Here is a 25,632-nt window from a genome sequence, read left to right on the forward strand (position 1 = left end):
TTCGGTGACGTGAGACGGAGAGATAACTTCTCGCCCAGAGAGCAGACGCAAGAAGGGCTATGCGTCGCCATGTGCTACGATGACACATGACAGGCGAACGCGAACGGCCTGACCTCACAGAGATAGAGCAGAACGCGATGCACGAGGTGGAAGTCGGCGTCGAGTGGATGCTCCGCGCACAGGGGCATCTCCTCGCGTTCCACCACGCTATCGGCCACGGGATGGACCATCTCGACGCGGCGGAACAACCGTTGCGAGACGCCGGCTATCCAGCCCTCGCGGACCACATTCGCGACGACTTGCTCTCGCGGGGCGTCACTGCCGACGACCGCTGGACGTACAGCGTCGTCGAGGAGTTTCAACGGTCGTTTCTCCCCGCACTCACCGAGTTCGAAAGCGAGGCGCGCGAGACGATTACCGACGGGAGACGACACGTCGCAGAACGGGCACAAGAGAAGACGTGGCGCGAGCGCGCTAATCGTTGACGTGCTCGGTGAGAGGACGGTCAGAGGACGTAAAAATCGTCTGTTACTTCGTGTCCGCGCGGACGAAGGTCACTGGGCACGGTGCCGAGAGCATGACCTCCTGTGCGACACTCCCGAAGACGGCCTTGCCGGTCGGGGAGCGCTTTCGGCCGCCGACGACGACGCGGTCGGCGTCGACGTTCTCAGCGAGGTCGACGATGGCTTTCCCGTGGTCGCCGACGGCACCGCGAACCACGTAGTCGACACCTGCGTCGTCGAACAGTTTCGTCAGTTCTCGGATGGTCGCGTGACGGGTCGCGACGTCGTCGGGCGAGACATTGTCGGCCGTCGTGTCGAACTCCAGTTTGTCGAGGGCATCGTCGTACTCGGATTTCGTGAAGACGTGACCGAGGACGACTGTCGAACCGGCCGGTTTGGCGACGTCGATGGTCTCTTCGGCGAGTCGGTCGATACGGTCGCTGTCGCTCGGACCGATTGCGAGCAGAATCGTGTCTAGTGACATACGACGATATTGTCGCTTCCTCGACTTAAATATGGTGGATATTTACTCAGACTCGAATAAACATTTAGAACGCCGAGGTGCTCCTCACCGTGTGTGTCAATAGCACACTACTTGTACCTTTCCCCGACCGAGACGATTTTGAGACGAGCGACCGAGCAGACTTGTATGCTAACACCCGACCTCTCGGGACGGACTGTACTGGTGACGGGAAGTGCGAAGGGAATCGGCCGCGAACTCCTCCTCGCGACGGCCGAGGCCGGCGCATCGGTCGCCGTCCACTACCACACGAGCGCCGACGAAGCGAGAGCGACCGCCGAGGAGGCTGCCGAACGTGGCGCACCGGCGACGACGACGGTGCGCGGAAACGTGACCGAACCCGACGCCGTCGACGCCATGTTCGACGCCGTCGAGAAGGAACTCGGCCCCGTCGACGTCCTCGTCAACAACGTCGGTGCGTTCGCTCCGGACCACTGGGAAGAGATCGACTTCGAGACGTGGAACACCGTCATGGACACGAACTTCAACGGCACGTACCTCTGTTCGAAACGTGCGCTCCCGGCGATGCGCGAGCAAGGATGGGGCCGCATCGTCAACGTCGGCTACGCCGGCAGCGAGAAAGCGCTCGTCTACCCGAAGAACTTCCCGTACCTCGTCGCCAAGACGGGCGTCTTGATGTTCACGCGGATGCTCGCGCGAGACACTCAGAACGACGGTATCACCGTCAACGCCGTCTCCCCGTACGTCGTCGAGAACTCCGACGAGTTCCCAGACGACGCCCCCCGTGGTCGGTGGGCAGCGTTCGAGGACCTCCAGCAGGTGTTGCTCTTCTTCCTCGACGAGGGAAGCGAGTACATCAGCGGTGAGAACATCGAGGTCGACGGCGGGTGGATTCCCGAGCGGTTGTAGACGGGACGGTGGCGCAGTCGCTCCTGTCGGGTACTGCGAGACCGAGTGGTCGAGAAGTCGACCTGAGGTGAAGTCGAAGTTAGTAATCCGGAGCGTCGTCCTCGACGGTGCGCTTCATCGAGTCACGGCGAGACTTGGCGTCGCGACCGGTGGCTTCGAGTAAGAAACTGTTCTTCGCGTTCACGGCGTCGGCGGCGTTGTCGGCGAGACCCTCGGCGATGACCTCCTCGGCCGGACGCTCTTCGAAGTGGACAGCGAGTTTGTCCTTCTTGCCACTGTACTTGACGGCGCCGGCGACGATCTTCGTGAACACGGGGTTCTTCGGTTCGCCGACGACGAACAGGTCGCTGCCGTTGAACTCCTCGGTTCCCGTAATCGGGCCGAAGTAATCCTCGATACTTCCTTCGAGGTCGGGCATTCGTTCGTCGAGCGTCTCTCCGCGGCGCATCTTGTACTCCTTCATGACAGGCCGTTCGGTAGGGGATGGTTTACCTGTTTCGTCGTTCGAACGGCGTGCAGACTGTTGCCAGCCGTCGAAATCACCGTCGTCGGGATTTCGTACAAAAAGGTTGCTACTGTCGCTACCAGAGAGGGAGAAGTGGACGCGACTGTGGGTTACCGTTCGCGCTCGGTGATGTAGCCGTGTTTACACTCCGGGCAGATGTCGCCTGCGCGCATCGACGACTTGTCCGCGACGCGCGTCATCTCGCAAGCGGGGCAGTAGTACTCCGTCTTGAGGTCTGCGGCGTCTTCACGCGAGAGCGTCTCCGTACGGGCGAACCCACCAGACGACCCGCTGTCGTGTGTCGTCGCCTCGTCGGACGCGTTTCCGATGAACTCGGCGTCGTACCCTTCTTCGGCCGTGTCGTCGCCGAGTTCCGGCGCGAGTTTGTTGCCGAAGTCGACTTCGACGCCCTCGTCGTCGTCGTGAGGTTCGGCCGCGAACCCTTCGTCTTCGCCCTGTTGTTCCGGCCACGGTGACGACGCATCGCCCGCGACGCTCGCGTCGGTGTCAGAACTGTCGGCGTCGGCGTCAGTAGTGTCGGCGTCGAGTTGTCCCTCGACCTCTTCGAGCGTCGGCATCCGGTCGGGTTCGCGACCGACGTCGTCCGAGTCGGGCCACTCGCCCGGTTGTCGGTCCACGGGGTCGTCCTCTTCGTCGTCGTCTTCGAGGATGACGCCGTCGTCTTCTTCGGCGGTCTGCGGCGGTTCGAAGTCGTCCTCGACGAACGACGAGTCGTCGCCTGCGGTGGTCTCCTCGAACGACGAACTGTCGGCGTCGCCCCATCCGCTGGCATCCGGGTTTGGTTCGGTCGCCGCGTCGTCGGTCTCGGCGGGGTCTGGTTCGTCCGACCGGGCCGGACGAATCGACGTCACCTCTTTGTTCTCGCTGAGTATCTGTGTCTGCCCACAGCGTGTGCAGGTTTTCACCTCACGGACGGTGACGACCATCTCCGCTCCCTCCTCCTCTCGCTCGCGCTCGATCTCGGGGTCAGCGAAATCGTGCCCGAGTAGACACCTAAGTCCCATTGCACGGACCTTCCGAGGTCCAAAACTAAAACCTACCTGCTCTCCGTCTGCCGAGCGTCAGACGCTCCACCCTGCAGGACGTGCAACTCGCCGGTAAGCGTAAAACCGCCGCGCTCGTTGGGAAGAGTATGAGAGCGAAGCGAGAGTATCGGGACCGCGGCGACGTCGAAGTCGCCGTTCTCGATGCACTCGTCGACCGCGCAGAAGGAGGGATGACGGTCTTCGAACTTCGCGCTGCAGTCGACGCCGACATCGATACCATCGAACAGGCGCTCGGTGAACTCAAAGATGATAGCCTCATCACCGTCGAGGACGCAGGTGACCGACTTCGCATCCGCCCGGACGACAGAGTCGTGCCGGACCCCGGCGACGTACAGGAGGACGAACAGGGCCTCTTCGACGCCGTCCGCGAGCGGTTCGGATTCTGACTCTCGACCCGAGAGCGAGATGACGGGACGTTTTACCTTCGGGACCCCTATCGCCGAGCGATGACTGTACTACGCGACCTCCATGCGGAACACGGCGCGACGTTCGAAGAGCGTGGCGGGCGAGACGTCGTTCGAGACTACGGTCGTCCGGCAGTCGCACACCGGGCCGTCCGCAACGGCGTCGGGACCATCGAGATGGGGTACGGCGTCGTCCTCGTCGAGGGCGACGACCGCGTCGAGTTCGTCGACAACGCCGTCTCCAACCGAGTCCCCGACGACGACGGCGAGGGCTGTTACGCCCTTCTCTTAGACCCGCAAGGTCGCATCGAGACCGACCTGTACGTCTACAACGCCGGCGAGCGCCTCCTCCTCTTCACACCGCCGGCACAGGCCGAACCCCTCGTCGCCGACTGGCAGGAGAACGTGTTCATCCAAGACGTCGAGATTAGAGACGCCTCGGAGGAGTTCGGCGTCTTCGGCGTCCACGGTCCACAGTCGACCGAGAAGGTAGCGAGCGTGCTCAACCACGCCGGTGCACCCGAGCCACATCTCTCGTTCGTCCGTGGTTCTATCGCCGACATCGGCGTAACCGTCATCGCCAGTGACGCACTTCCCGGTGAGGAGGGGTACGAAATCGTCTGTTCGGCCGACGAAGCCGGGGACCTCTTCGACGCCATCCTCAACTACGGCAACGCGGCCGCACCCTTCGGCTACGCCTCGTGGGAGTCGCTGACGCTCGAAGCGGGGACGCCGCTCTTCGAGACAGAGTTGGAAGGACGACTCCCGAACGTCCTCGGTCTCCGCAACGCCCTCGACTTCGAGAAGGGCTGTTACGTCGGCCAAGAGGTCGTCTCGAAGGTCGAGAACCGCGGGCAACCGAGTCAGCGACTCGTCGGCCTGCGTGTCGAGGAACTGCCGTCCAGCGAGGCCGCTGTCTTCGCGGGTGACGCCGCAGTCGGCGAGGTGACGCGCGCCGTCGACAGTCCGAGTCTCGGCGAACCGGTCGCACTCGCGCTCGTCGACTACGACCTCGACACAGACACCGCGCTCACCGTCCGTGTCGACGGCGAGGAGGAAGCCGCCGAGCGAACCGAGTTGCCGTTCGTCGAGGGAAGCGACCGGTCGGGGCGAGTTCCGAAGTACCGCGACTGAAACAGCGCTCTCCGCGGCTGAAACGACACTCTACCGATCTGCGACGGTCCTCTCTTCGTGGGGTGAACATCGAGTGCGACTAGTCTCAGGTTCGGGTCGGTGAGCGCAGTTCGCCGACGAAGGTGACGGGAGGCCTCGCCACGACCCGTTCGTCGCCTACGAGCGAGAGAGCAACTTGCCGATGTGCTCCCGAGAGAAAAACGAGGAGGGTTTGTCCATGTGGACGCCGATTTCGCCGGCGAGCGTCCCGAGACCGAGTCGCTGGACCGGTTCGGGAAGGGAGTACGCTCGTCGGACGAGGTGACCCAGTCGAATCTCGCGAGAGAGTTCACTCCGCCACGCTCGTTCGTAGTCGGCGAGCGTCCGGGGATGCTCGGGGTCGATTTTGCGAACGGCGATGTCGGCGGCGGTCATCCCGTAGAGGATGCCGCCGCCGGTGAACGGTTTGGTCTGGGCGGCCGCGTCGCCGACGAGGAACACCCGTCGCGTCGTCACCGTCTCGGCGGGGCCGATGGGGATGGCACCCGAACAGAACCGGTCGGTCTCGACGCCGTACGCGTCGGTGAGCAACTCGAACATCTCGTTGACCTCCTTGCCCGGCGGTGCGGCGAGGCCGTACTCGACACCCGCGTCGCCGCGCGGGATACGCCACGCGAAGAACCGCGGGACGGTGAGGTGGACGCTGACGTCGTCGCCGAAGTCCGGTTCGTCGGTGAACGCGAGGACGCCGTGGAGTTTCTCGGCGGGTTCGGGCAGACCGACTTCGCGGCGGGTCCGGGAGATGGGGCCGTCGCACCCGGCAACCATCTTCGCTTCGAATTCCCGTGTCTCGCCGCTCACGCTGGCGGTCACGGTGACGCTGTCGGCGTGTTCGTCGACGCTGGTGACGGTGTATCCCTCGCGGACGTCGGCACCGGCCGTGCGGGCCGCGTCGGCGAGCGTCCGGTCGAGTTCGACCCGATCTATGACGTTCGAGACTTCCTCGGATTTGTAGAACCGGTAGGGGTCGCTGTCGGGGCCACCGACGTGGAAGTTCGCGCCGTAGACGCGATTCTGGAGGAGACGGTCGTGTGCGTCCTCGGGGACGTACTTCCAGATGTCGGTGCTGACGTGCCCAGAGCAGGCGAGTGGAGACCCAACCTCGCCTTTCTCCAGTGCGAGCACGTCGTATCCGGCCTCGGAGGCCCGGCGAGCGAATCGTGCGCCGGCAGGACCCACACCGACCACGACGAAGTCGTACATACCCCGTTCGAACGGCGCGTTCGGTAAATATCTTCCCGGTTCGAGGCCGTGAAGGTTCAAAGGAGAAGGCGAGACCATCGACGGTGTGACCTGACCTTGGTCGCGAAGCGCACAGCGGTCGTACGGCACAGTGCTTCGTGACGCCGCCTGATGCCGCCGCCGTGCCGTCTGTTCGCCATCTCGCTTATGAACTACTGAACGAGCGCGAGTCCACGGACCGTCTGTGACTCGAACGACGTGGGCCACTCGACGGCGAGTTCTCGCCACGAGTCACCTCCATCCGTCGTGTGGAACAGACCACGGTTGTTCGCGGCGTAGAACTCGCCGCCGCCGCCGGCGACGAGTACCGCTCGCGTCACGCCGTCTCCCATCGGGAGGCCACGTCCGTCGAGTCGTTCCCATGTCTCTCCATCTACCTTCCGGTAGACGTACGTCTCCGCTCGCGAGGCCGAGTGTGCCGAGTACGCACCCGACGCCGACGAGACGAGCACCGTCTCGGGGTCGTCGCTGTCGACAGCGACACTCCAACAGTAGCGGTGCCGCAGTTCGTTCTGTGGGTACTGCCACGTCTCGCCACCGTCGCGTGTCTCTGCGTAACCGTCGCCGGCCGCGGTCCACGCTCGGTCTGGGGCGTCAGGATGTGTCGCCATACTGTGGGTGTCGATTCGTGCCGAGGGGACGCGGTCCTCCCACGTCTCGCCGCGGTCGTGTGTCTGGACGAGCGCTCCAGCCTCGATAGCGACGTAGAGATGCGCCGGGTCAGTGGGGTCCACTTCCAGCCATCGGACGTGATGTGTCTCGGGGCGTGGCGGGAACGACCAGTTCGGCGAGGAAGAGAGGTCGGTCAGCCCGGTCTTCTCGGTCCACGTGTCGCCACCGTCGGTAGAGTGGTAGACTGCACTCGGTTCGGTACCAGCCCATAGTTCGTCGGGGTCGTCCGGGTTCGTCGCGAGCGCTGTGACCATGTCGCTGTCGACGACGCTCTCGCCGACGCGGTGCCAGGTCTCGCCAGCGTCGTCGCTCCGAAGGAGTCCGGTGTCGGTGGTGCCGCAGACGACTCTGTCCGGTCGGTCCGGGTGGACTGCGAGACACTCCGGTTCGTGGTCGATGAGTGCCAACGACCGGTGCCAGTCACTGGCGGTCGCAGTAGCAGTGAGGAGAGCATCTTCCATGGCGACGTAGAGGGCAACCATAGCGTCTATACGTGCAGAAAACACGAAAAGGCTCCGCCAAAACGGGACAGCGAATCACCGCTACTGACTGGTCCCGATCAGTCGTCGTCGCCGATAGGTTTCGCCGGTTGGCGCTTGTCGGCGCGTGGACCTTCTTCGTCGACGTCGGGAAGCATGTCACGCAGGTAGCGACCGGTGTAGCTCTCCTCCGTGCGGGCGACGTCTTCGGGCGTCCCGCGAGCGACGATTTCGCCGCCGTTCTCGCCACCCTCGGGACCGAGGTCGACGACGTTGTCTGCGTTCTTCACGAGGTCCAGTTCGTGTTCGACGACGACGATGGTGTTGCCGTTGTCGGTCAGTCGCTGGAGCACGTCGATGAGTTTACGCTCGTCTTCCTTGTGGAGTCCCGTCGTCGGTTCGTCCAGTAGGTACAGGGTCTCACCGGTCTGTTTCTTCCCGAGTTCTTCGGCGAGTTTGATACGCTGTGCCTCGCCGCCGGAGAGCGTCGTCGACGGCTGGCCGAGCGACATGTAGCCGAGGCCGACGTCCTTCAGCAGTGCGAGACGACGCCGAATCTGGGAGTTCGCCTCGAAGAAGTCGTGAGCCTCGTCGACTTCCATGTCGAGGACGTCGGCGATGGTGGCTCCCTTGTAGGTGACGTCGAGCGTCTCGTCGTTGTAGCGCGCGCCGCCACACTCCTCACACGGGACGTAGACGTCCGAGAGGAAGTTCATCTCGATTTTGACGGTCCCTTGTCCACCACACTCCTCGCAACGTCCGCCCTTCACGTTGAACGAGAAGCGTCCCTTCTCGTACCCGCGCTGTTTGGATAGCTTCGTCTCGGCGAACAGTTCGCGGATGTAGTCGAAGACGCCGGTGTAGGTCGCCGGGTTGGAACGAGGTGTCCGACCGATGGGCGACTGGTCGATGAGACGTACCGTCTCGATGCCTTCCAGCCCTTCGATGGAATCGTGCTCACCAGGGTCGACACTCGTGTTGTCGTTCATCTTCCGGGCGAGCCCCTTGTAGAGGATGTCGTGCATCAACGTCGACTTCCCCGACCCGGAGACGCCGGTGATGGCCGTGAACTGACCGATGGGGATGGGGACGTCGAGGTTCTTCAAGTTGTGCTGGCGTGCACCCTTGATGATCAGTTCGTTCCCGGACTCTCGGCGCTCCTCGGGGACGGGAATCACCCTGCGTCCGGAGAGGTAATCGCCGGTGATGGAGTTCTCGGCCGCACAGACCTCGTCGAAGTCACCTTGGACGACGATTTCGCCGCCGCGCTTGCCCGGACCGGGGCCCATATCGATGATGCTGTCGGCCCGTCGCATCGTCTCTTCGTCGTGTTCGACGACGATGAGCGTGTTCCCGAGGTCGCGGAGGCCTTCGAGCGTGTTCAGGAGGCGGTCGTTGTCCCGCTGGTGAAGGCCGATAGAGGGTTCGTCGAGCACGTAGAGTACGCCGACGAGTCCCGACCCGACCTGCGTCGCGAGTCGAATCCGCTGGGACTCGCCGCCGGAGAGCGTCGCCGCCTCACGGTCGAGAGTGAGATACTCGAGACCGACCTCGGTCATGAAGCCGAGGCGGGCGCGAATCTCCTTCAGAATCTCCTCGGCGATGGTCCGCTCGCGGTCGGTGAGGTCCGCCTCGAGTCCTTCGAAGTGTTCGAGCGCATCGCCGATGCTCAGTCGGTTGACCTCGGTGATAGCCGTCCCGTCGATGAGTACCGACCGGGACTGCGGCTTGAGACGTGTCCCGTCACAGGCCGGACAGGTGGTGACGGCCATGTAGTCCTCGATGTGCTCGCGCGTCCCCTTCGACTCCGTCTCGACGTGGCGACGTTCGAGGTTCGGGATGACCCCCTCGAAGCGCTTCTCCTTTCGGCGGGTGCCGTTCTTCGTCGTGCGCTCGAAGACGACTTCCTCGTCGGTGCCGTAGAGGAACTGTCGCTGGACGTCCTCGTCGAGGTTCTCCCAGTGCGTCTGGACGCTCACGCCGAAGTGCTTCGCGACCGACTTGATTCGAGTGCGGTAGTACGAGCGCTTGTAGCTCCACGGTTCGAAGACGTGCTTGAGTGGTTGTGACGGGTCTTGGATGACCAAATCTTCGTCCACTTCTTTCGTGTTCCCGATACCCTCACACTCGGGACAGGCACCGTGCGGCGAGTTGAACGAGAACGACCGCGTCTCGATTTCGGAGAAGTCGATGCCACAGTGCGTACAGGCGAGTTCTTCGGAGAACTCGACGACGAGTCGGTCGTCGCTACCTTCGCCTGCGAGGTCACCCGTCGCGCGGGCCGTCGACCCACCGAGTGCAGTCGCGGCCTCTTCGCTCGGGTCGGGGACGATGACTTTGAGGACACCGCCGGCTTTGTCGAGTGCCGTCTCGACACTGTCGGTGATTCGTGAACGGGCCTCTTCTGTGACCGAGATACGGTCGACGACGACGTCGACGGTGTGGTCGTAGTTCTCGTCGAGGTCCGGCCGGTTCAGCGTCAGGTCGTACTGCTCGCCGTCGACTTCGACGCGCGAGTAGCCGTCGGCGACGAGTTCGTCGAACAGGTCCGCGAACGCGCCCTTCTGGTCGCGGACGACCGGTGCGGCAATCTTCGCTTTCGTCCCTTCGGGGAGTTTGAAGATGCGGCGCACCATCTGCTGGGCGCTCTGCTCGCCGACTTCACGGCCACACTCCGGACAGTGCGGTGTCCCGACTCTGGCGTAGAGGAGACGGAGGTAGTCGTGGAGTTCGGTGACCGTTCCGACCGTCGAGCGGGGGTTGTTCGCGGCGTTCTTCTGGTCGATGGAGATTGCCGGCGAGAGGCCTTCCACCGATTCGACCTGTGGCTTGTCCATCTGCCCGAGGAAGTTCCGGGCGTAGGCGCTCAACGATTCGATGTAGCGGCGTTGCCCTTCGGCGTAAATCGTCTCGAACGCGAGCGACGACTTCCCCGACCCCGACAGGCCGGTGACGACGGTGAACTGCTCCCGCGGGATGGCGACGTCGAGGTCTTTGAGGTTGTGTTCTTCGGCACCTCGAACCTCGATGTAGTCCTTGCTCATCTGGAACTTTGGTACGAGGAGCAGACCTGAAAACTCGTCGGTTGACGAAGGTCGAGACGGCCAAAACGGCCAAAAGAGCCACCGACCATTACGATACGCGAAAACGCGTCGTGGCGAACCGACTCGGGAGACGAGTTCGTATCGGGAACGCTATCGAGTGGAGAAGCGAGGGTGACGAGAAGTCGTCGAGTTAGCTCAGTTTCTGTCGAGAGATGGTGACGCCAGTCGGCGCGACGATGAGTTGGTCGTCGCCCTTCTGGACGATGTCGCCGTCGACTTCGCGAGCGACCTGCTGGAGTTCGTCGATGATGTGTTCGACCGTGCGATCCTGTGTCCGGAGGCGTGTGATATCTGCGATGACGAAGTCGCCGTCGTAGACGGCGTCTTTGATGGCGACGACGTCCTGCTGACCGCTGATCTCGGCGATGTGGACCGTCATCCCCGCCTCGCCGCGGGCGGTGTCGAAGTCGTCGAGGTCCAGTTCGACGTAGTCCTCGGTAGTGTGCGTATCGCCACCCGCGAGGAGCTTGTCCATGATGCCCATAGCATATACACTCACTCTCCCCCCATTAGTTCTTACGTCAGACGACGGGCTGACAGACGCCGCTCTCGACGGACACGACTGTCGCCGACGAGACGATACGAGCAGCGAGCGGCCGAGGACGACACGAGGGGCTTTTCGTGTCCCACGAGAACAGCCCGGTATGACCTTCAGCATCTGCGTCCGCGAGGAGTACGTCGACGACGACGGCGACGACCAGACCCGGTTCGGCGTCGCCGTCACCACCCGTCTCCCGGGGGTCGGCGCGCTCTGCCCGTTCGCCAGCGAAGACGGCGCAATCTCCACGCAGAGCGTCACCAACGTCGAACTCGGGCGGCGAGGACTCGACTATCTCGCGGACGGCCTCGCCATCGACGATGCACTCTCAGCGCTCCTGAACGCCGACGACGGGCGCGAGACCCGGCAACTGCACGGCGTCGACCACGAAGGGACGTTCGCCTTCTCCGGCGACGAGTGCGGCGACTGGTACGGCCACTACGAGGGCGAGAACGTCACCGTCGCTGGCAACCTGCTCGCGGGCGAGAGCGTCGTCGAGGCGACGGCGGCGTCCTACGAAGAGAGCGACCGGGACGAACCGCTCGCAAAGCGTCTCGTCGACGCCCTCGCCGCGGGCAACGCCGAAGGTGGCGACAAGCGCGAGGACCTGCCCGTCCAGAGCGCGGCGCTGGTCGTGGCGTCGACGGAAGACCAGGAGTTCGAACCCTACTACAACGACCTGCGAGTGGACGCGACGGAGACGCCGGTTCGGTCTCTCCGTGAGACGTTCCACGAGGCCAAGCGCGGCTACGAGTTAGCGTTGCAGAAGTACGCGTGAGACGCGTGAGCGTCGAGAAGCGTGGTGAGCGCGATACGCTCGATTAGACGCTGAACTCGAACAGTTCGTCGCCGACGTGGTGGACCGACTCGACGACTTTCCCCGAGTCACCGACCATGTCGTCGCCAGCGACGAGTGCACGGCCGATGGCCAGCACCTTCCCGTGAGTCTCTTCTTGAATCGCGACGAGGTCACCCTCGGCGATGTCGGCGTCGGCTTCGACGATACCGGGGCGCATCACGTCCGCGCCGTTGCTGACGAACGAGATGGCACCGGCGTCGACGGTGACGACACCCTTCGACGGCGAGTGTTCGTTGGCACCGCGAACCGTGAGGAACGGTTCGTCGTCGACGTAGAGGACGAGCGGTTCGCCGTCGACGAGGACGACGTCGAACTCGGAGTCGGCCAGTTCGACCAGTTCGTAGCTGTCGCCGTCGAGTTCGACGCCGAGGCTCTCCGACATGGTGTCTTCGATGTCGCCGACGTCGTCGCTGCGCAGGTGGTGGCGGGATTTGACCTTCATACACCCACGATACGTCGCACCGTGGATAAATCGCCCGTTCCGTCACGGTTCTCGCCCGTGCATGGAGAGACGCAGTGTGCTTCTGACTCGCTGCGTCTCTCGTGGTGTCGTGTGGGTCGTTGACACTGTGGTAAACGCTAAGTGACCGACGTTCTTTGACAGTCCCATGTGGCGCTCCCGGACCAACCGGGGCGGGAAGACGGTCGTCTGCATCGCCTGTGGAAGTTCCCTCTCTCGTGCGGATGCCCGCGAGTACGACAAAGCGGGGAACCGATGGGAACGACACGGCAAGGAGTTCGAGCATCTCTGTAAGGGCTGCTACCGCGACCTCTGTCACCACCCCCGAAACGAACTGGAGTCTCTCCTCGGCGACATCGAAGAGCACGGCCTCTCACAGGAGGAGTTCCTCCGCCGGTACCTCGCCGAGGTCGAAGCACGGTACGGCCACCTCGGCGAACAGGAAGAACACGGAGAGCACGAAGAACGAGAACGATAAGCACACAGTCGTTTTCTTCGACCGCTCCGTCTCTCTCGGTGATGCAGTTACAGGTCCTCCCGTTTCTCGGTATCCAAACGCTCGTCGCCGTCGCGTTCGTCGCCATCGGCGGCTACGTCGCGTTCAGGTCACTTCGTTACTCACTTCTCGCGGTTCGCTTGCTTCGCACCACCCAAGTTCCCGTCCGCGAGTTGATGGAAGAGACCGACCGACAGGTCGCGCTCGTCGGCACTGCCGAGGCGGCGACAGACCACGACCCACTCGTGGGGCCGTTCTCGGGTCGGCCGTCGCTCGTCGTCGGCTACGAGGTGAAAGAAGAGCGGACGAGCCACGACGCCAACACGAACACCACCCGGCGGACGTGGAAGACAATCGACGAGGCGTGGGCGAGTGTCCCGTTCGTCCTCGACGACGGCACGGCGAGCGTCCGCGTCGACCCCTCGGAGGCGCAGTACTCGATTCGGCTGGACGAGTCGACGCGCGTCGCCGGTGGACGGACTCCGCCCGAACGGATTCGCTCGTTCATCGAGACGAACGAACGCGTCGACTCCGAAGAAGGCGGATTCGACGTCGGCCCGATTCGGCTCTCGACCGGACGCGACCGGAAGTACGTGGAGTACCGCGTCGAACCTGGTGACGAAGTGTGCGTCCTCGGAACGCCCCAGCGCGCTCGCGGCGACGTGGGACAGGTGAACGCCGTCGTCGCCGGCGGGTCGCCGTTCGTCGTCGTCGACGACGACCCTCGGTCGGCCGCCCTTCGGATGGTCGGTGGGTCGTTGCTTCCGGTCGTGTTCGGCGGGTTCTTCGCCGTGGTCGGACTGCTGTTGCTGTTCAGGGGAGCACTCTTCCTGTAACCCGACCCCGACACGCATAACTACCTCTCTACCTTTGTCGAAACTATGTCGAACGAAACGACGGACAAAGACGAGCAGGCGCACGCCGGGACGGCGGAAGGGCAAGGGCCGGTGCGGGTCACAGAGGAGATTGACCGCCATCTGGCGAACAAGCGCGAGGAACTGTTCGAGGAGTTCGAGATTCGCGACAAGTTCCCCTCGGTCGTACTCGAGGAGGCCAAAGAGCGAACCAGCGACGTCCAACAGGAGATAGAGGACGAACTGGAGCACCGCCAAGACCTGCGGGACCTGACGACGTGGACGACGGACCCCGTCGACGCACAGGACTTCGACGACGCCATCAGCATCGCCGAAGAGGAAGAGCACTATCGGCTCTGGGTCCACATCGCCGACGTCACGCACTACGTCCACCCCGGCTCCGAGATGTGGGCCGAGGCGGTCAAACGCGGGAACACGGTCTATCTCCCTGCCTACACCATCCACATGCTCCCGCCGGCGCTCGCCGAGACGGTCTGTTCTCTGGTCCCCAACGAGGACCGCCTCGCGCACACGGTGGAGATGGCCATCAAGAAGGACACGCTCTCGTTCGAGAACATCGAGATTTACAAGTCCGTCATCCACTCCGACGAGCGGCTCACTTACACGCAGTGTGAACGCCGACTGGACGAACCCGACATGCCGCTGCACGAGGAGAACGTCCTCGTCTACGACCTCGCCGAGCAACTCCACGAGCAGCGCAAGGAAGACGGCTCGCTCGTCCTGAACCCGAGTCGTGACCGCGCGCACACCATCATCGAGGAGTGCATGCTGAAGGCCAACAAGGCCGTCACGCACGAACTGATGTGGAACCGCGGCGTCGAAGCGATGTACCGCGTCCACCCACAGCCGACGCCCGACCAGTGGGACAAGGCCCTGAAGGAGATCGCCGAACTCGACGGCATCAACATGTCTGGGGCGTCGTGGGACGACCCGCGGAAGGCGGTCAACCAGGCGCTGGAGAACGCCAACGGCAAGAACCTCAACAAGGTCCAGCGAGCGGTGCTGAAGGTGATGCCGCGTGCGAAGTACATGAACGACCCATTCGGGGGCCACTACGCGCTGAACTTCGACATCTACGGTCACTTCACCTCGCCGATTCGACGTCTCTCGGACCTCATCAACCACTGGATCGTCCACGAGAACGACGTGCCGGAGGACCTCATCGCGCTCTGTGACCGCGCCTCCGACAAGCAGAAAGACGCCGAGACGGCCGAACGCCTCTACAAGCAGTTCATGGAGGAGATCGGTCTCAACCCGTACGACGTCAACAACCGCGGCCTCGAAGTCGTCGAGGACGACGACGAGATAGAGGACGACATCGAGTACTGAGTCGTCTTCGCTGGCGTCACCGCGACGAGAACGACCGGAAGAATCGCAGGCAAGCGTAGCTTTTTCTCGGTTCCATCGGTCACACCGACCATGCACCCCAGCGCCGAAGAGTTCGTCTCACTCGCTCGCGAACGCTACGACTTCGAACCCGTGGTAGAGGAGTTCCCCGAAGGCACGAAGACGGCCGCCGACGCCGCCGACGCAGTCGGTTGCGACGTCGCCCAAATCGCGAGCAGTATCGTCCTCGTCGCCGACGACGAGGTGGTCGTCTCGGTCACGTCGGGCGCGAATCGAGTGGATATGGAGAAGGTGGCCGCACTGGTCGGGAGTGAGTCGGCGCGGATGGCCGAGGCCGACGAAGTGAAGGAGGCGACAGGGTGGTCTATCGGTGGCGTGCCGCCGATTTGTCACTCTACGGCGGTGCCGGTGTTCGTGGATGAAACGTTGACGGAGTTCGAGACGGTGTGGGCCGCCGCCGGGACGCCGACAGCGGTGTTCGCGGTTGGGTCCGAGGAGTTGGTGGAGATGAGTGGTGGGGAGGTTGTGGAGGTGGCTGAGTAGGAGAGAGAACTCACCGGGAGTTCCGCGAGCGAAGCGAGCGGGCCGACGACTGAACGGAGCGAAGCGAAGTGAAGGAGGAGTGCTTTTGGCCGAGCTTTTGCCGAGGCTCACCGAAGGTGAGCCGCAGCGCAAAAGGTCGTAGTGGACTCGCCGGGATTTGAACCCGGGGCCTCTTCCTTGCGAAGGAAGCGATCTACCACTGATCTACGAGCCCGCAACAGGACGGAGCCTGCGTGCGTATTTAGTATCTTCTGTTCGATTCCGCCCTAAAGAGGAAACGGAAATGTAGTGGCGCAAACGCCTTAGCGCCAGTCCCGCGCGTCAGTCTTCGAGAACGATCTCGATACTGACGTCGTTGGGCACCTGGATGCGCATGAGCTGGCGCAGTGCGCGTTCGTCGGCGTCGATGTCGATGAGACGCTTGTGGACGCGCATTTCCCAGTGCTCCCAGGTCGCGGTCCCCTCGCCGTCGGGGGACTTCCGGGCGGGCACCTCGAGCGTCTTCGTCGGCAGCGGAATCGGACCGCTGAGTGCGACGCCCGTCTTGTCCGCAATCTCGCGGACGTCCGCGCAGATGTCGTCGAGGTCCTCCGGGCTGGTCCCGGCGAGCCGAACGCGAGCCTGCTGCATTATCGCTCGTTGACTTCGAGGACCTTCCCAGCCGCGATGGTCTGACCCATGTCACGGACTGCGAAGGAACCGAGTTCCGGAATCTCACCCGACGGCTCGATGCTGAGCGGCTTTTGCGGTCGCACGGTCACGACTGCGGCGTCGCCGGACTTGATGAAGTCCGGGTTCTCTTCTGCGACCTCACCCGAGGCGGGGTCGAGCTTCTGGTCGATTGCCTCGATGGTACACGCGACCTGCGCCGTGTGGGCGTGGAAGACCGGCGTGTAGCCTGCCGTGATGACAGACGGGTGCTGCATGACGACGAGCTGCGCCTTGAAGGTCTCGGCGACCTTCGGCGGGTCGTCGGCCGGGCCACAGACGTCACCGCGACGGATGTCGTCCTTGCCGATACCGCGGACGTTGAACCCGACGTTGTCACCGGGTCCGGCCTGCGGCACTTCTTCGTGGTGCATCTCGATGGTCTTGACCTCGCCACCGGCGTCGGACGGCTGGAACGAGACGTTCGCGCCGACGTCGAGGGTACCGGTCTCGACACGGCCGACCGGGACCGTACCGATGCCGGAGATGGTGTAGACGTCCTGGATCGGGAGTCGGAGCGGCGCGTCCGTCGGCGGCTCGACTTCCGGCAGGTCGTTGAGGGCCTCGACGAGGTGCGGGCCGTCGTACCAGGACATGTTGTCGGAGGACTCTGCGATGTTGTCACCCTCGAACGCGGAGATCGGGATGAACGTCGCGTCGTCCGACTTAAAGCGTACCTGCTTCAGGAGCTTCTGGACCTGCTCTTTGACGTCCTTGTATTTGTCCTCACTGTAGTCGACGATGTCCATCTTGTTCACGCCGATGATGAGCTCGTTGATACCCAGCGTGCGGGCCAGGAACACGTGCTCTCGGGTCTGCGGCGCGACACCGTCGTCGGCGGCGACGACGAGGACAGCGTTGTCTGCCTGCGAGGCACCCGTGATCATGTTCTTCACGAAGTCACGGTGGCCGGGGCAGTCGACGATAGTGAAGTAGTACTTGTCAGTGTCGAACTGCTGGTGGGCGATGTCGATGGTGACACCACGCTCACGCTCTTCGGCGAGGTTGTCCATGACGTAGGCGAACTCGAATCCACCCTTGCCCTTCTCCTCGGCTTCCTCTCGGTGCTGCTCGATGACGTGCTCGGGGACGGATCCTGTCTCGAACAGGAGTCGACCCACGAGCGTGCTCTTCCCGTGGTCAACGTGGCCGATGATGGCCAAGTTCTGGTGCGGTTTGTCTTCGCTCATGGTTGAGTTCACGCGCTAAGGCGCTTCGTGGGGCTTCTTTCGGATGATTCCCCTAAAACCATTTCGATACGTTGGCTGAGACACCCCGACGCCGTCATGCGGTTATTGGAATATGTGCCATGTGGTGAACCGACATACCCCCGAAATCGAGGGGAGATTCGCCGGCAGAAACGAGCGGGGTGTTTCGAGCGAACTGACCGACGGCATCGACCCAATCTGCGACCGGAGTTCGGCCGTCCTCGGACGCGCCGCTGAAGCGACTCGGAGGCCGCGCGCGCACCACTCGAATCGAAGCAGTCACAGACGACGACGCCCGTGACGAACGACGCTACGCACCCGTTCTGTCAGCGATAGCCGTCGAGCATACTCTCGACGTACTTCGCCACCACGTCGACTTCCAGATGAATCGGGTCGCCGACTTCTTTCGTCGAGAGCGCGGTCAACTCGTACGTCGTCGGGATGATGGCGACGGTGAATCGGTCCGCGCGTTTCTCGGCGACGGTGAGGCTGATGCCGTCGAGCGTCACCGACCCTTTGTTCACGACGTACTGCGCGGCGTCCTCGGGGAGCGCGAACTCGAAGAACCAGTCCTCGCCGACCTGTTCTATCGCCGTCACCTCCGTCGTCGTGTCGACGTGTCCCTGGACGATGTGACCGTCGAAGCGACCGTCGGCACGCAGTGCGCGTTCGAGGTTGACCGCGTCGCCGACGTCGACCGTTCCGAGGTAGGTCTTCTCGACCGTCTCGGCGGCCAGGAAGACCTCGAACCAGTCCTCGCCGTAGTCCTCGACGGTGAGACAGACGCCACTCACGCTGATAGACTGCCCGTGCTGGAGTTCGTCGAACGTCGTGCGGAGACGGAGGCGGCGGCCGCCGTCGGTGTCGGTGACGTCGACGACGGACCCCGTCTCTTCGACGATGCCGGTGAACATACCGGCTCTTGCTCTCGACTGCTCGAAAGTGTTGTGTCTCTCAGTTCTGAGAGCGGCCGCGCAGTTTTTTTGTCACGCTCTCCCCCAGCAGAGAGTATGAACGTACTCGCTCGTGCACGGAACAGTTTCGTCGCCGGTCTCCTCCTCGTCACCCCACTGGCGGTGACCATCTTCGTCCTCCAGTTCGTCTTCGTCCGCCTCGCGGGGATTCTGGACCCTGTCGTCGCCGCAACCGAGTTGACCAACTACACGGCCAACATCGAACTCGTCGCGCAGTTGCTCGCCGCCGTTCTCATCGCGCTGGTCATCACCGTCCTCGGCTTTGTCGCCTCGTGGAGCCTCGGCCAACGGCTCTTCGGCGGGTTCGAGCGCGCCGTCGGCCTCGTTCCCGTCGTCCGCACCGTCTACTTCGGCGTGCGTCAGGTCTCTGAATCCCTCACGAAGCGCGACGACCGCTTCGAGAGCGTCGTCCTCGTCGAGTACCCGAGAGAGGGCGTCTACCGCATCGGCTTCGTCACCAGCGACAGTCCCTCCTCGTTCGACGACGCGACCGGCGAGGACACCGTCGCCGTCTTCCTCCCGCACAGTCCGAACCCGACGGCTGGCGCACTGGTGATGGTCGCTCCCGACCAACTCCACGAAGTCGACATGTCGGTCAGCCGTGGTCTCCGTCTCGTCGTCACCACGGGACTCACCGTCGACGAAGACGAGATTCCCGCGGGCGTCGTGCAGTGAGACTCGGCGGGTCAGGGAGGCGTGAGTCCCCAGAAGAACCAGATTCCGAGCGTCGTCACGACGGCGAGCAATAGCTGCAGCGGCGCACCCGCGCGCACGTAGTCGGTGAACCGGTAGCCACCCGGACTGTACACCATCAAGTTCGTCTGGTAGCCGACGGGCGTCATGAACGCCGTACTCGCCGCGAACGTCACCGCGAGGACGAACGCGAAGGCGTTGCCACCGGTACGGAGCGCCGTGTCGACGGCGATGGGCATCAAGAGGACGACGCTCGCGACGGGCGTGATGATGTTCGCGAGCAACCCCGTCAGCAGATAGAACAGCATCAAGACGACCGGAGCAGGGAGTTGCTCCGCCTCACCGACGACGAACTCTGCGAGCAACGCTGCCCCGCCAGTCTCCTGCATGGCGAGTCCAAGCGGGATGACGCCTGCGAGCAGAAAGACGACGTTCCAGTTGACCGCGTCGTACGCCTCGTTCGGCGACAGCACGCCGGTGACGACCATCGCGACGATGCCGCCGAGCGCCGCGATGACGATGGGGACGACGCCGAGTGCCGCCAGCGCGATGACGCTCCCGACGATGAGGAGCGCCGGAACCGTCGTCGGACTCAGCCCCCGTTCGCGCTCCCGTTCGAGCATCTCGTCGACGAGTTCGCCGGTGACGAGGAAGTCGTCGTTCTCCGCGAGGTAGTCTGCGGTCTCTTCTGTCGTCTGGACGAGCAGCGAGTCACCCGCCTCCAGTTCCAACGACCCGAGTCCTTCACGGACCAACTCGCCACCGGCGCGGCGGACGGCCAAGACCGTCGCGTCGTAGCGTTCTCGCAGACGGGTGCTACCGATGGTGTCGCCGACGAGCGTCGACCGCTGCGGGATGACGAGTTCGACGAGCGTCGCTCGGTCGGGGTTGTCGAGTTCCGCGTCCGTCACCGTCGCTCGTGGCAGGATACGCAGGTCGACGAGCGTGCAGAACTGCTGAATCGTCTCGGGGTTGCCGCGAACCGTGAGGATGTCGCGCGAGTCGATGGTCCGGTCGCCCTCGGTAGCGATGAAATGTTGGTCGCCGCGGACCACGTCGAGGATGTCCAGGTCGAGGTCACGGTGGGCGTCCTCGATGACGTCCGCGGCGACGGTGCCGACGAGTGGTGAGCGCTGCGTCACGAGCACGCGCGCGAGGAACGGTTCGACCTCGAAGCGTGCCGTGCGGTCGCCCGGTTGGACGCGTGCCGGGATGAGAACGCGACCAATGGTGAGGAGATAGAGTCCGCCCACGGCGAGAACGAGTACGCCGAGATGAGTGAACTCGAACATCGAGAAGGCGTGCAGTCCCTGTCCGGGGTTCTCTCGTCCCAACTGCGCGGCCAAGTCGCTGGCGACGAGATTCGTCGCCGTTCCGATGAGCGTGAGCGTCCCGCCGAGCATCGAGGCGTACGAGAGCGGGAGCAGTAGTTTCGACGGCGAGATTCCCGCGTCGTCTGCGAGTTCCGTCACCATCGGGATGAACACCGCGACGACCGGCGTGTTGTTGATGACGCCCGCGATGGGACCGGTCAGTCCGACGACGGCGACGAGCAGGCGGTTCTCGCTTCCGCGCGTCAATCGCGCCACTTCGACACCCAACCGCCGGACGATGCCAGTCTCTTGAATCCCGCGCGAGAGGATGTACATCGCGAGAATCGTCACCGTCGCCGGGTTCGAGAAACCCGAAAGCCCCTCCGCCGGGCTGATACCAGTCCACGGCTCGAACGCGACGAGTGCGACGATGACGCCGATGGCGGTGATGTCCGGTGGCAGCCACTCGGAGACGAAGAGCACCACCGTGAGGAAGATGAGCGTGAAGACGAGGAACGTCCCGGTCGGCATCCCGAGGAATCCAGCGGACTCGGAGACGACCATGCCCCTCAGAGAACGTCAGAGGGCTTAGTGGTTCGTACCCGTCAGTTCGCTCGGTGTCGAATCCGAGCCTCCCGCGCCCGGGGCGACGACGCTCCACAGACTCGCGGGACTTAACTGCCGAAGTCGTCTATCCTCGGGTATGCGTGCATCGATGGGCATCATGGACACGGTTGGGCTGGCCGCCTCGCTCGTCTTCGCCATCCCCGTCGCCATCTTCGGCATGAACCGACTCCTCGACGGGCAGCAACTGTTCGGTGCCGGTCTCCTCCTCGTCGCCGCGCTGATGGTCTTGCTTCCACAGAAACTCACGACGCCGATGGACATCCCACAGAAAGTCGCCGGGAAAGCCGTCGGCAAGGCGGTCAAAGAACCTGACGACGAAAAGAACTAGGGAGTCAGCGACGTCGAACAGTCGGCGAGCAGTTCACAGCCCTCCTCGGTGACGACTGCGAGGTCCGAGAGCGCAATCGTCCCCTTTTCTTCCTCTGTCGCACTCGGTTCGAGCGCGACGACGGTGCCGACGACGGCGTCGTCTGCGAGCGACGGCGCTTCTCGTCGTGTGAGTCCGACGCCGTGCACTCGGTCGCCCGGCGTCGCCGTCAGGCCGAACGAGGACGCCTCGGCGACCGTCTCGGAGTGAATCCACCGGAGCGACTCGCCGGGTTCGAGTTCACCCAGTGCGACGCGGCGGGCCGACTCGACGCCGACGTGGGCGCGACGCTCCCACCCACCGTCGCTGTCGACGACGACGGTTCGGGTCAACGTCCCGTAGTAGCCGTGTGGCCCGCGCGGCGCGAGCGAAACGACGAGCGGGACCCCCACACGGAGTTCGATGGGTGTGTCAGAGCTGTCGGACACGTCAGGACCGCACCGAACCCGCGTGTGCGTCACGTCGACGACGCCCTCGGCCGCGAGCGTCGCGTTCACCTGTCGCCGCAGGCGCTCCGTCGAGAGGGGGGCGTCCTGCCAGTGGAGTACGTCGTCTCGAACGTCCGCCTCCCGCAGAATCGACCGCGCACGTTCCATTCCTCTGACGGCCGCCCGCTGGACGGCCCGCAGTCGGTCGAGTTCCCACTCGCTCTTCATCGCCCGCTGCTCTCGGACTGCCGGTGTCGACGTGACGGCGTAGCCCGCACGTTCGAGGTAGACGGCCGTGTCGTGTGGGAGATGTCGTGGAACGAGCACCGTCGCCCCGTCAGGGACAGTGGACCCGTCGAGGACGGCGACGACGCGCGTGCCGAGTGGGTCCCCGGCGGAGTCGCGACGCACCTCGCCCGTGAACGCCCCGACGCGAGCGTCCTCCGACACACAGAGCGTCGTCGCGCCGTCCGCGTAGACGAAGCCGTAGTCGGACGAACTCGTGGAACTCGTGGAGACGCGAGTGAGATATCGAAGGTCGGCGTCGGCGTCGCTTCCGACGTGGACGAACGCGTCGGCGTCCGCCGCGTCGAGCGCATCGGCGAGAAAGCCGTAGTCGGCGGGCGGTTCGGCTGGCATCACGCTGGCGTCTACGGTTCGGGTGCGAGCGGTTCCTGTGCCTCCGCCAGCATCTCTTCGAGTGGCTGGTCACGAACCTCGTTGTGCAGGAGGACACTGACGGGCAGTGTCGGCGCACCGTCGACGAGGTTCTCTAGGAGGACGAGTCGTTCCCGTGCACGCGACATGCCGACGTAGAAGACACGACGCTCGTTGTCCGTCAGGATGGGGACGGGGTTCGTCGACTTCGTGAACTCCTCGACGCCCTCGACGTCTTCGTTGTCGATGATGGCGGCCATCTGCTCGACGACTTTCTCGGTGAGGTCCGTCGCCACGAAGACGTGGTCGGCCTCGCGACCCTTCGCGGAGTGGATGGTGCCGATGCGGACACGACTCGGGTCCATGTCCTTGTAGTCGCCTGCGAAGTAGGCCTTGATGGTCTTGCGCTGGAAACTGGTGACCTTCCGCACCATGTCGGAGGCGGAGGCTCCGTCGGGCATGAACGGTGCGAAGTTCTTGATCTCGTCCGGCGTGACCTCGATCTCGGTGAGGTCGTCGGCGCCGGACTCCTCTTCGCGGTCGTCGATGAGGTCGTAGAGGTCGTCGCGTTCGTTGGACCCGAACGCCGAGTCCTGCAGCATGTCGGCGAGGCGACGCGCCTGTAGGCCGTTGACGTTCTCGCCGCGTTCCATCCGTTCGACGGCGCGGACGTACTGCGTCAGGCGGTCGGTCCACATCCGCTGGTCGGTGAGCACCTTGAACGGCATCCCCTCACCGATGTACTCGTCGATGAACTGGAACATCTGGTAGCGCGCCCGGAACAGCACCATGATGCTGCCGTCGTCCTGCTGGACGGTGTAGCGGACGTTACGGACGAGGTCCAGCATCGAGGGGCTGTTGACGCCTTCGACCGAGCCACCCTCTTTGCGGGGTTTGAGGTCTTTCTCCTGTCGTTTCTCGATGTGTCGAATCTCGCGGTTGACGACGTTGAGGACGTTCGACGGAAGACGGTAGGAGTTCGGGAGAACGACGTCCTCCTGTCGCTCGGCGTCCAAGAGGAGGTTCGGGTCGGCACCCTGCCACGCGTAGACGACCTGGTCGTCGTCACCGGCGATGAGGACGCCCTCCATGTGCGGTTTCCACTCCTCGTAGACGTCGTACTGCAGTGAGGTGATGTCCTGGAACTCGTCGATGACGAGGTAGTCGACGTTCGGGAGCAGCGAGCGCTGTTTCACGCGAACGAGCATGTCGGCGAAGCCGACGAGGTCGTTCTCGCCCTTGTAGGCACGCCAGCCACGGATGGCCTCGGGGATGTCGAGTCGGTCGTCCGAACTCGGCCACGTCGGCGTGTACTTGTTGCCCTCCTGTGCGTTGGGGTCGATTTCGGGTGGGAGGCGAACCTCTTCGACGTTCCACTGGAACGGGACGTCGTACCAGTCGGAGACGTCGCGACGGGTTCGTTGGAGCCACTGGCTCGTGGCGATAATCTTGTTCCCGAGCGTCGTCGAGCGGGCGGTTCGGCGGCCAGCGCCACCGTACTCGTCTTCGTACTCGATACCGAAGTCCTCACAGAACTCCTTTTTGTGTTTCTCGCCGACGACGTCGCCGCGCGAGAGATTCAGGAGTTCGTAGGCCTTCGCGTGCATGGTACAGACGTTCCCCTGCAGCGACCGAGGGGAGACGTCGAGTCGCTCGGCGAGTCGCTCGCGAACCTCTGCGGCCGCAGCGCGCGTGTAGGAGACGACGAGAATGTCTCGAAAGTCGACGTCGTCCTGTTCGAGGATTTCCTCGACGCGGTCGAGTAACGCAGTCGTTTTCCCGCTCCCCGGCCCGCCGAAGAGCCGGGTGATGTGGGCGTCCGAATCGCTCATTGTCCACGCTCACGCCCTGCCACGTGATAAAAAGCGTGGCTTGCGCTCAACCCTGTCAGCGTAGGTGAGAGACTCGAAAAAGAGGTGACAATCGAACGAAACCGATGGTTGGAGGGCGATACGAGTGACTACGTGCGTCTCGTCGAACGGGCCTGTCGAATCGACCCACCGTCTCGAATCATGTCTTCACAGCGGGGACAGACACGGGGGTGTTCGAGGCCGTCTGGAGCGAAGACCCGGACGTAGTCCACAGTGACGAAGGAACCGCAGTTCTGGCATTCGGGCATTTTTTCTCCGGTAGAAGGTGCAAAATTGTTTCCTATAGTTCTACCGGAAGGTTTGGGCAAAAGTCGCCGTCTACTGGTGGTTCAGGCGTCCGGATACCATCCGCACACCGAGCACTCTGTCGCGGCATCGTCGTGTAAGCCGCCACAGTCAGGACACTGTTTCTTGTTGTACGACTGGTCCCATCGTTGCGGTTCTGTCTCGTGTCCGCGGTCGGTGAGGAACTGGTCGAACAGTTCGTCGGTGTCGCTCGGTGCTGAGGCCATGCACGTCATGGTATGGCATGACACTATTTCAATGTGGTGGCTCGACAGGCCGACCAGTCGAGACGGGCGTATTAATACTGTGGCATGATACCGCCACTCAGTATCAATATCTAGGGCCGCGTAGGCTCACCAGGGGGTAGCAATGAGACACATCGACTACACCTACACGGCCGGGATGAGCGACGACGAAATCCACGAGCGACTGCGCTCACACGAGATGGGTGTCCTCTCGTTGCGACAGGGGGACGATGCACTCGGGTTACCGGTCGCGCATTACTACGACGGCAAACAGCTGTATCTTCGACTCTGCGAGCGACCCGGCGGGAGTAAGTCGGACGCCGTCGCGGCGACGGCAGCGGCGAGTTTCGTCGTCACGGGTGGTGAGACGAGCGAGGAGTCGTGGAGCATCGTCCTCCGTGGTCCACTCGTCGCCGTCGACGATGAGCTATCCGACGCGGTACTCAACGAGTGGTTCGCGCCGGTTCGACTGTTCGACGAAGCCGTCGAAGACGTTGTTCCGACCGTCTACCGGATGGAGATTCGGAACGTCGGCGGTCGTCGGTCCTGCGGCCCACTGACCGCGTGAGGGGTCACACTCGCACCGAGCGCGAGCGGAC

28 protein-coding genes and 1 tRNA gene are annotated in these 25,632 nt (G+C 63.6%); 12 read left to right on the forward strand and 17 right to left on the reverse strand.

Going from position 1 to position 25,632, the window contains the following annotated elements; genetic code table 11:
* Positions 1–86: 86 nt before the first annotated feature.
* Positions 87–485: a hypothetical protein gene (locus BM083_RS14325; RefSeq protein WP_089870170.1), complete on the forward strand. Its 399-nt coding sequence runs from the start codon at positions 87–89 to the stop codon at positions 483–485.
* A 43-nt stretch (positions 486–528) separates the two neighbouring features.
* Here the strand turns inward: BM083_RS14325 and BM083_RS14330 are convergent, their stop codons facing one another.
* Positions 529–987, reverse strand: coding sequence for a universal stress protein (locus BM083_RS14330; RefSeq protein ID WP_089870171.1), 459 nt, complete (start codon positions 985–987; stop codon positions 529–531).
* A 165-nt stretch (positions 988–1,152) separates the two neighbouring features.
* Between BM083_RS14330 and BM083_RS14335 the strand changes: the two genes are divergently transcribed.
* Complete coding sequence (locus tag BM083_RS14335) at positions 1,153–1,893, forward strand: SDR family NAD(P)-dependent oxidoreductase (RefSeq protein WP_089870172.1); 741 nt, start codon at positions 1,153–1,155, stop codon at positions 1,891–1,893.
* Between the two features lie 79 nt (positions 1,894–1,972).
* Here the strand turns inward: BM083_RS14335 and BM083_RS14340 are convergent, their stop codons facing one another.
* Positions 1,973–2,356, reverse strand: a complete 384-nt coding sequence (locus BM083_RS14340) for a DUF5611 family protein (RefSeq protein WP_009366714.1) — start codon at positions 2,354–2,356, stop codon at positions 1,973–1,975.
* Between the two features lie 152 nt (positions 2,357–2,508).
* Positions 2,509–3,423: a DUF7093 family protein gene (locus BM083_RS14345; RefSeq protein WP_089870173.1), complete on the reverse strand. Its 915-nt coding sequence runs from the start codon at positions 3,421–3,423 to the stop codon at positions 2,509–2,511.
* 128 nt (positions 3,424–3,551) lie between these two features.
* Here BM083_RS14345 and BM083_RS14350 point away from each other — a divergent pair, with 128 nt between their 5' ends.
* Both BM083_RS14350 and ygfZ read left to right on the forward strand, forming a co-directional pair.
* Positions 3,552–3,851, forward strand: coding sequence for a DUF6432 family protein (locus tag BM083_RS14350; protein WP_009366716.1), 300 nt, complete (start codon positions 3,552–3,554; stop codon positions 3,849–3,851).
* Positions 3,852–3,911: 60 nt separating this feature from the next.
* Positions 3,912–5,003 (forward strand): CAF17-like 4Fe-4S cluster assembly/insertion protein YgfZ, encoded by a 1,092-nt coding sequence (ygfZ, locus tag BM083_RS14355; protein ID WP_089870174.1) that lies wholly within the window; start codon positions 3,912–3,914, stop codon positions 5,001–5,003.
* Positions 5,004–5,159: 156 nt separating this feature from the next.
* Here ygfZ and BM083_RS14360 read toward each other — a convergent pair whose 3' ends face one another.
* The 4 genes from BM083_RS14360 to BM083_RS14375 all read right to left on the reverse strand — a co-directional run bounded on the left by BM083_RS14360 (position 5,160) and on the right by BM083_RS14375 (position 11,023).
* Positions 5,160–6,245 carry a geranylgeranyl reductase family protein gene (locus tag BM083_RS14360; protein WP_089870175.1) on the reverse strand — a complete coding sequence of 362 codons (1,086 nt, stop codon included), beginning with the start codon at positions 6,243–6,245 and terminating at the stop codon, positions 5,160–5,162.
* A 191-nt stretch (positions 6,246–6,436) separates the two neighbouring features.
* Positions 6,437–7,438: a WD40/YVTN/BNR-like repeat-containing protein gene (locus BM083_RS14365; RefSeq protein WP_177197650.1), complete on the reverse strand. Its 1,002-nt coding sequence runs from the start codon at positions 7,436–7,438 to the stop codon at positions 6,437–6,439.
* Positions 7,439–7,515: 77 nt separating this feature from the next.
* Entirely contained in the window at positions 7,516–10,479 is a 2,964-nt protein-coding gene (gene uvrA / locus BM083_RS14370; protein WP_089870176.1) for an excinuclease ABC subunit UvrA, read from the reverse strand.
* A gap of 190 nt (positions 10,480–10,669) precedes the next feature.
* Complete coding sequence (locus BM083_RS14375; protein ID WP_009366721.1) at positions 10,670–11,023, reverse strand: cell division protein SepF; 354 nt, start codon at positions 11,021–11,023, stop codon at positions 10,670–10,672.
* A 160-nt stretch (positions 11,024–11,183) separates the two neighbouring features.
* Between BM083_RS14375 and BM083_RS14380 the strand changes: the two genes are divergently transcribed.
* Positions 11,184–11,855, forward strand: coding sequence for a DUF1028 domain-containing protein (locus BM083_RS14380; RefSeq protein ID WP_089870177.1), 672 nt, complete (start codon positions 11,184–11,186; stop codon positions 11,853–11,855).
* A gap of 43 nt (positions 11,856–11,898) precedes the next feature.
* On the opposite strand, the gene BM083_RS14385 is transcribed toward BM083_RS14380, so the two are convergent.
* Complete coding sequence (locus tag BM083_RS14385) at positions 11,899–12,378, reverse strand: RNA-binding protein (RefSeq protein WP_009366723.1); 480 nt, start codon at positions 12,376–12,378, stop codon at positions 11,899–11,901.
* Between the two features lie 166 nt (positions 12,379–12,544).
* Here BM083_RS14385 and BM083_RS14390 point away from each other — a divergent pair, with 166 nt between their 5' ends.
* From BM083_RS14390 to BM083_RS14405, 4 genes are all read left to right on the forward strand, one after another.
* Entirely contained in the window at positions 12,545–12,874 is a 330-nt protein-coding gene (locus BM083_RS14390; RefSeq protein WP_089870178.1) for a DUF7562 family protein, read from the forward strand.
* A gap of 41 nt (positions 12,875–12,915) precedes the next feature.
* The gene (locus tag BM083_RS14395) at positions 12,916–13,728 is read left to right on the forward strand and encodes a GIDE domain-containing protein (RefSeq protein ID WP_089870179.1); all 813 of its coding nucleotides are present in this window, start codon (positions 12,916–12,918) and stop codon (positions 13,726–13,728) included.
* Between the two features lie 45 nt (positions 13,729–13,773).
* Entirely contained in the window at positions 13,774–15,096 is a 1,323-nt protein-coding gene (locus tag BM083_RS14400) for an RNB domain-containing ribonuclease (RefSeq protein ID WP_089870180.1), read from the forward strand.
* 90 nt (positions 15,097–15,186) lie between these two features.
* Positions 15,187–15,657, forward strand: coding sequence for a YbaK/EbsC family protein (locus BM083_RS14405; protein WP_089870181.1), 471 nt, complete (start codon positions 15,187–15,189; stop codon positions 15,655–15,657).
* Between the two features lie 142 nt (positions 15,658–15,799).
* Here the strand turns inward: BM083_RS14405 and BM083_RS14410 are convergent.
* From BM083_RS14410 to BM083_RS14425, 4 genes are all read right to left on the reverse strand, one after another.
* Positions 15,800–15,871: transfer RNA gene (locus tag BM083_RS14410), tRNA-Ala, on the reverse strand.
* 107 nt (positions 15,872–15,978) lie between these two features.
* A complete protein-coding gene (gene rpsJ, locus BM083_RS14415) occupies positions 15,979–16,290 on the reverse strand; it encodes a 30S ribosomal protein S10 (RefSeq protein WP_390079403.1) in 312 nt (103 codons plus the stop codon).
* On the reverse strand, positions 16,287–17,555 hold the full coding sequence (gene tuf / locus BM083_RS14420) for a translation elongation factor EF-1 subunit alpha (protein WP_089870182.1): 1,269 nt from the start codon (positions 17,553–17,555) through the stop codon (positions 16,287–16,289). The genes rpsJ and tuf overlap by 4 nt, the downstream gene beginning before the upstream one ends.
* A 344-nt stretch (positions 17,556–17,899) precedes the next feature.
* Positions 17,900–18,487: a riboflavin synthase gene (locus BM083_RS14425; protein WP_089870183.1), complete on the reverse strand. Its 588-nt coding sequence runs from the start codon at positions 18,485–18,487 to the stop codon at positions 17,900–17,902.
* Between the two features lie 96 nt (positions 18,488–18,583).
* On the opposite strand from BM083_RS14425, the gene BM083_RS14430 reads away from it, so the two are divergent.
* The gene (locus BM083_RS14430) at positions 18,584–19,222 is read left to right on the forward strand and encodes a DUF502 domain-containing protein (protein ID WP_089870184.1); all 639 of its coding nucleotides are present in this window, start codon (positions 18,584–18,586) and stop codon (positions 19,220–19,222) included.
* Between the two features lie 11 nt (positions 19,223–19,233).
* On the opposite strand, the gene BM083_RS14435 is transcribed toward BM083_RS14430, so the two are convergent.
* A complete protein-coding gene (locus tag BM083_RS14435) occupies positions 19,234–21,117 on the reverse strand; it encodes an SLC13 family permease (RefSeq protein WP_089870185.1) in 1,884 nt (627 codons plus the stop codon).
* 139 nt (positions 21,118–21,256) lie between these two features.
* Between BM083_RS14435 and BM083_RS14440 the strand changes: the two genes are divergently transcribed.
* The gene (locus BM083_RS14440; RefSeq protein WP_009366734.1) at positions 21,257–21,508 is read left to right on the forward strand and encodes a DUF7533 family protein; all 252 of its coding nucleotides are present in this window, start codon (positions 21,257–21,259) and stop codon (positions 21,506–21,508) included.
* Here BM083_RS14440 and BM083_RS14445 read toward each other — a convergent pair.
* From BM083_RS14445 to BM083_RS14455, 4 genes are all read right to left on the reverse strand, one after another.
* The gene (locus BM083_RS14445; protein WP_089870186.1) at positions 21,505–22,614 is read right to left on the reverse strand and encodes a M24 family metallopeptidase; all 1,110 of its coding nucleotides are present in this window, start codon (positions 22,612–22,614) and stop codon (positions 21,505–21,507) included. The two genes, BM083_RS14440 and BM083_RS14445, sit on opposite strands and share 4 nt — an antisense overlap.
* A gap of 11 nt (positions 22,615–22,625) precedes the next feature.
* Entirely contained in the window at positions 22,626–24,464 is a 1,839-nt protein-coding gene (locus tag BM083_RS14450; RefSeq protein WP_009366736.1) for a UvrD-helicase domain-containing protein, read from the reverse strand.
* Between the two features lie 128 nt (positions 24,465–24,592).
* Positions 24,593–24,751 (reverse strand): DUF7563 family protein, encoded by a 159-nt coding sequence (locus BM083_RS24220; protein WP_449405001.1) that lies wholly within the window; start codon positions 24,749–24,751, stop codon positions 24,593–24,595.
* An 81-nt stretch (positions 24,752–24,832) separates the two neighbouring features.
* On the reverse strand, positions 24,833–25,015 hold the full coding sequence (locus BM083_RS14455) for an HVO_0416 family zinc finger protein (protein WP_009366738.1): 183 nt from the start codon (positions 25,013–25,015) through the stop codon (positions 24,833–24,835).
* Positions 25,016–25,157: 142 nt separating this feature from the next.
* Here BM083_RS14455 and BM083_RS14460 point away from each other — a divergent pair, with 142 nt between their 5' ends.
* The gene (locus tag BM083_RS14460) at positions 25,158–25,601 is read left to right on the forward strand and encodes a pyridoxamine 5'-phosphate oxidase family protein (RefSeq protein WP_089870187.1); all 444 of its coding nucleotides are present in this window, start codon (positions 25,158–25,160) and stop codon (positions 25,599–25,601) included.
* Positions 25,602–25,632 lie beyond the last annotated feature (31 nt).

The sequence above is a fragment of the Halogranum rubrum genome, assembly GCF_900114455.1.
GTDB classification, from domain to species: Archaea; Halobacteriota; Halobacteria; order Halobacteriales; family Haloferacaceae; genus Halogranum; species Halogranum rubrum.

Bases quoted from the DNA above. Each gene is read 5' to 3' on its own strand.
- BM083_RS14460 (WP_089870187.1), top strand. From the start codon at position 25,158: ATGAGACACATCGACTACACCTACACGGCCGGGATGAGCGACGACGAA.
- tuf (WP_089870182.1), bottom strand. From the start codon at position 17,555: ATGAGCGAAGACAAACCGCACCAGAACTTGGCCATCATCGGCCACGTT.
- BM083_RS14400 (WP_089870180.1), top strand. From the start codon at position 13,774: ATGTCGAACGAAACGACGGACAAAGACGAGCAGGCGCACGCCGGGACG.
- BM083_RS14425 (WP_089870183.1), bottom strand. From the start codon at position 18,487: ATGTTCACCGGCATCGTCGAAGAGACGGGGTCCGTCGTCGACGTCACC.
- BM083_RS14360 (WP_089870175.1), bottom strand. From the start codon at position 6,245: ATGTACGACTTCGTCGTGGTCGGTGTGGGTCCTGCCGGCGCACGATTC.
- BM083_RS14440 (WP_009366734.1), top strand. From the start codon at position 21,257: ATGCGTGCATCGATGGGCATCATGGACACGGTTGGGCTGGCCGCCTCG.
- BM083_RS14450 (WP_009366736.1), bottom strand. From the start codon at position 24,464: ATGAGCGATTCGGACGCCCACATCACCCGGCTCTTCGGCGGGCCGGGG.
- BM083_RS14350 (WP_009366716.1), top strand. From the start codon at position 3,552: ATGAGAGCGAAGCGAGAGTATCGGGACCGCGGCGACGTCGAAGTCGCC.
- BM083_RS14380 (WP_089870177.1), top strand. From the start codon at position 11,184: ATGACCTTCAGCATCTGCGTCCGCGAGGAGTACGTCGACGACGACGGC.
- BM083_RS14445 (WP_089870186.1), bottom strand. From the start codon at position 22,614: ATGCCAGCCGAACCGCCCGCCGACTACGGCTTTCTCGCCGATGCGCTC.
- BM083_RS14325 (WP_089870170.1), top strand. From the start codon at position 87: ATGACAGGCGAACGCGAACGGCCTGACCTCACAGAGATAGAGCAGAAC.
- BM083_RS14435 (WP_089870185.1), bottom strand. From the start codon at position 21,117: ATGGTCGTCTCCGAGTCCGCTGGATTCCTCGGGATGCCGACCGGGACG.
- BM083_RS14375 (WP_009366721.1), bottom strand. From the start codon at position 11,023: ATGGGCATCATGGACAAGCTCCTCGCGGGTGGCGATACGCACACTACC.
- BM083_RS14405 (WP_089870181.1), top strand. From the start codon at position 15,187: ATGCACCCCAGCGCCGAAGAGTTCGTCTCACTCGCTCGCGAACGCTAC.
- ygfZ (WP_089870174.1), top strand. From the start codon at position 3,912: ATGACTGTACTACGCGACCTCCATGCGGAACACGGCGCGACGTTCGAA.
- BM083_RS14330 (WP_089870171.1), bottom strand. From the start codon at position 987: ATGTCACTAGACACGATTCTGCTCGCAATCGGTCCGAGCGACAGCGAC.
- BM083_RS14395 (WP_089870179.1), top strand. From the start codon at position 12,916: ATGCAGTTACAGGTCCTCCCGTTTCTCGGTATCCAAACGCTCGTCGCC.
- BM083_RS14340 (WP_009366714.1), bottom strand. From the start codon at position 2,356: ATGAAGGAGTACAAGATGCGCCGCGGAGAGACGCTCGACGAACGAATG.
- BM083_RS14335 (WP_089870172.1), top strand. From the start codon at position 1,153: ATGCTAACACCCGACCTCTCGGGACGGACTGTACTGGTGACGGGAAGT.
- BM083_RS14365 (WP_177197650.1), bottom strand. From the start codon at position 7,438: ATGGTTGCCCTCTACGTCGCCATGGAAGATGCTCTCCTCACTGCTACT.
- BM083_RS14385 (WP_009366723.1), bottom strand. From the start codon at position 12,378: ATGAAGGTCAAATCCCGCCACCACCTGCGCAGCGACGACGTCGGCGAC.
- BM083_RS14455 (WP_009366738.1), bottom strand. From the start codon at position 25,015: ATGGCCTCAGCACCGAGCGACACCGACGAACTGTTCGACCAGTTCCTC.
- BM083_RS14430 (WP_089870184.1), top strand. From the start codon at position 18,584: ATGAACGTACTCGCTCGTGCACGGAACAGTTTCGTCGCCGGTCTCCTC.
- uvrA (WP_089870176.1), bottom strand. From the start codon at position 10,479: ATGAGCAAGGACTACATCGAGGTTCGAGGTGCCGAAGAACACAACCTC.
- BM083_RS14345 (WP_089870173.1), bottom strand. From the start codon at position 3,423: ATGGGACTTAGGTGTCTACTCGGGCACGATTTCGCTGACCCCGAGATC.
- BM083_RS24220 (WP_449405001.1), bottom strand. From the start codon at position 24,751: ATGCCCGAATGCCAGAACTGCGGTTCCTTCGTCACTGTGGACTACGTC.
- BM083_RS14390 (WP_089870178.1), top strand. From the start codon at position 12,545: ATGTGGCGCTCCCGGACCAACCGGGGCGGGAAGACGGTCGTCTGCATC.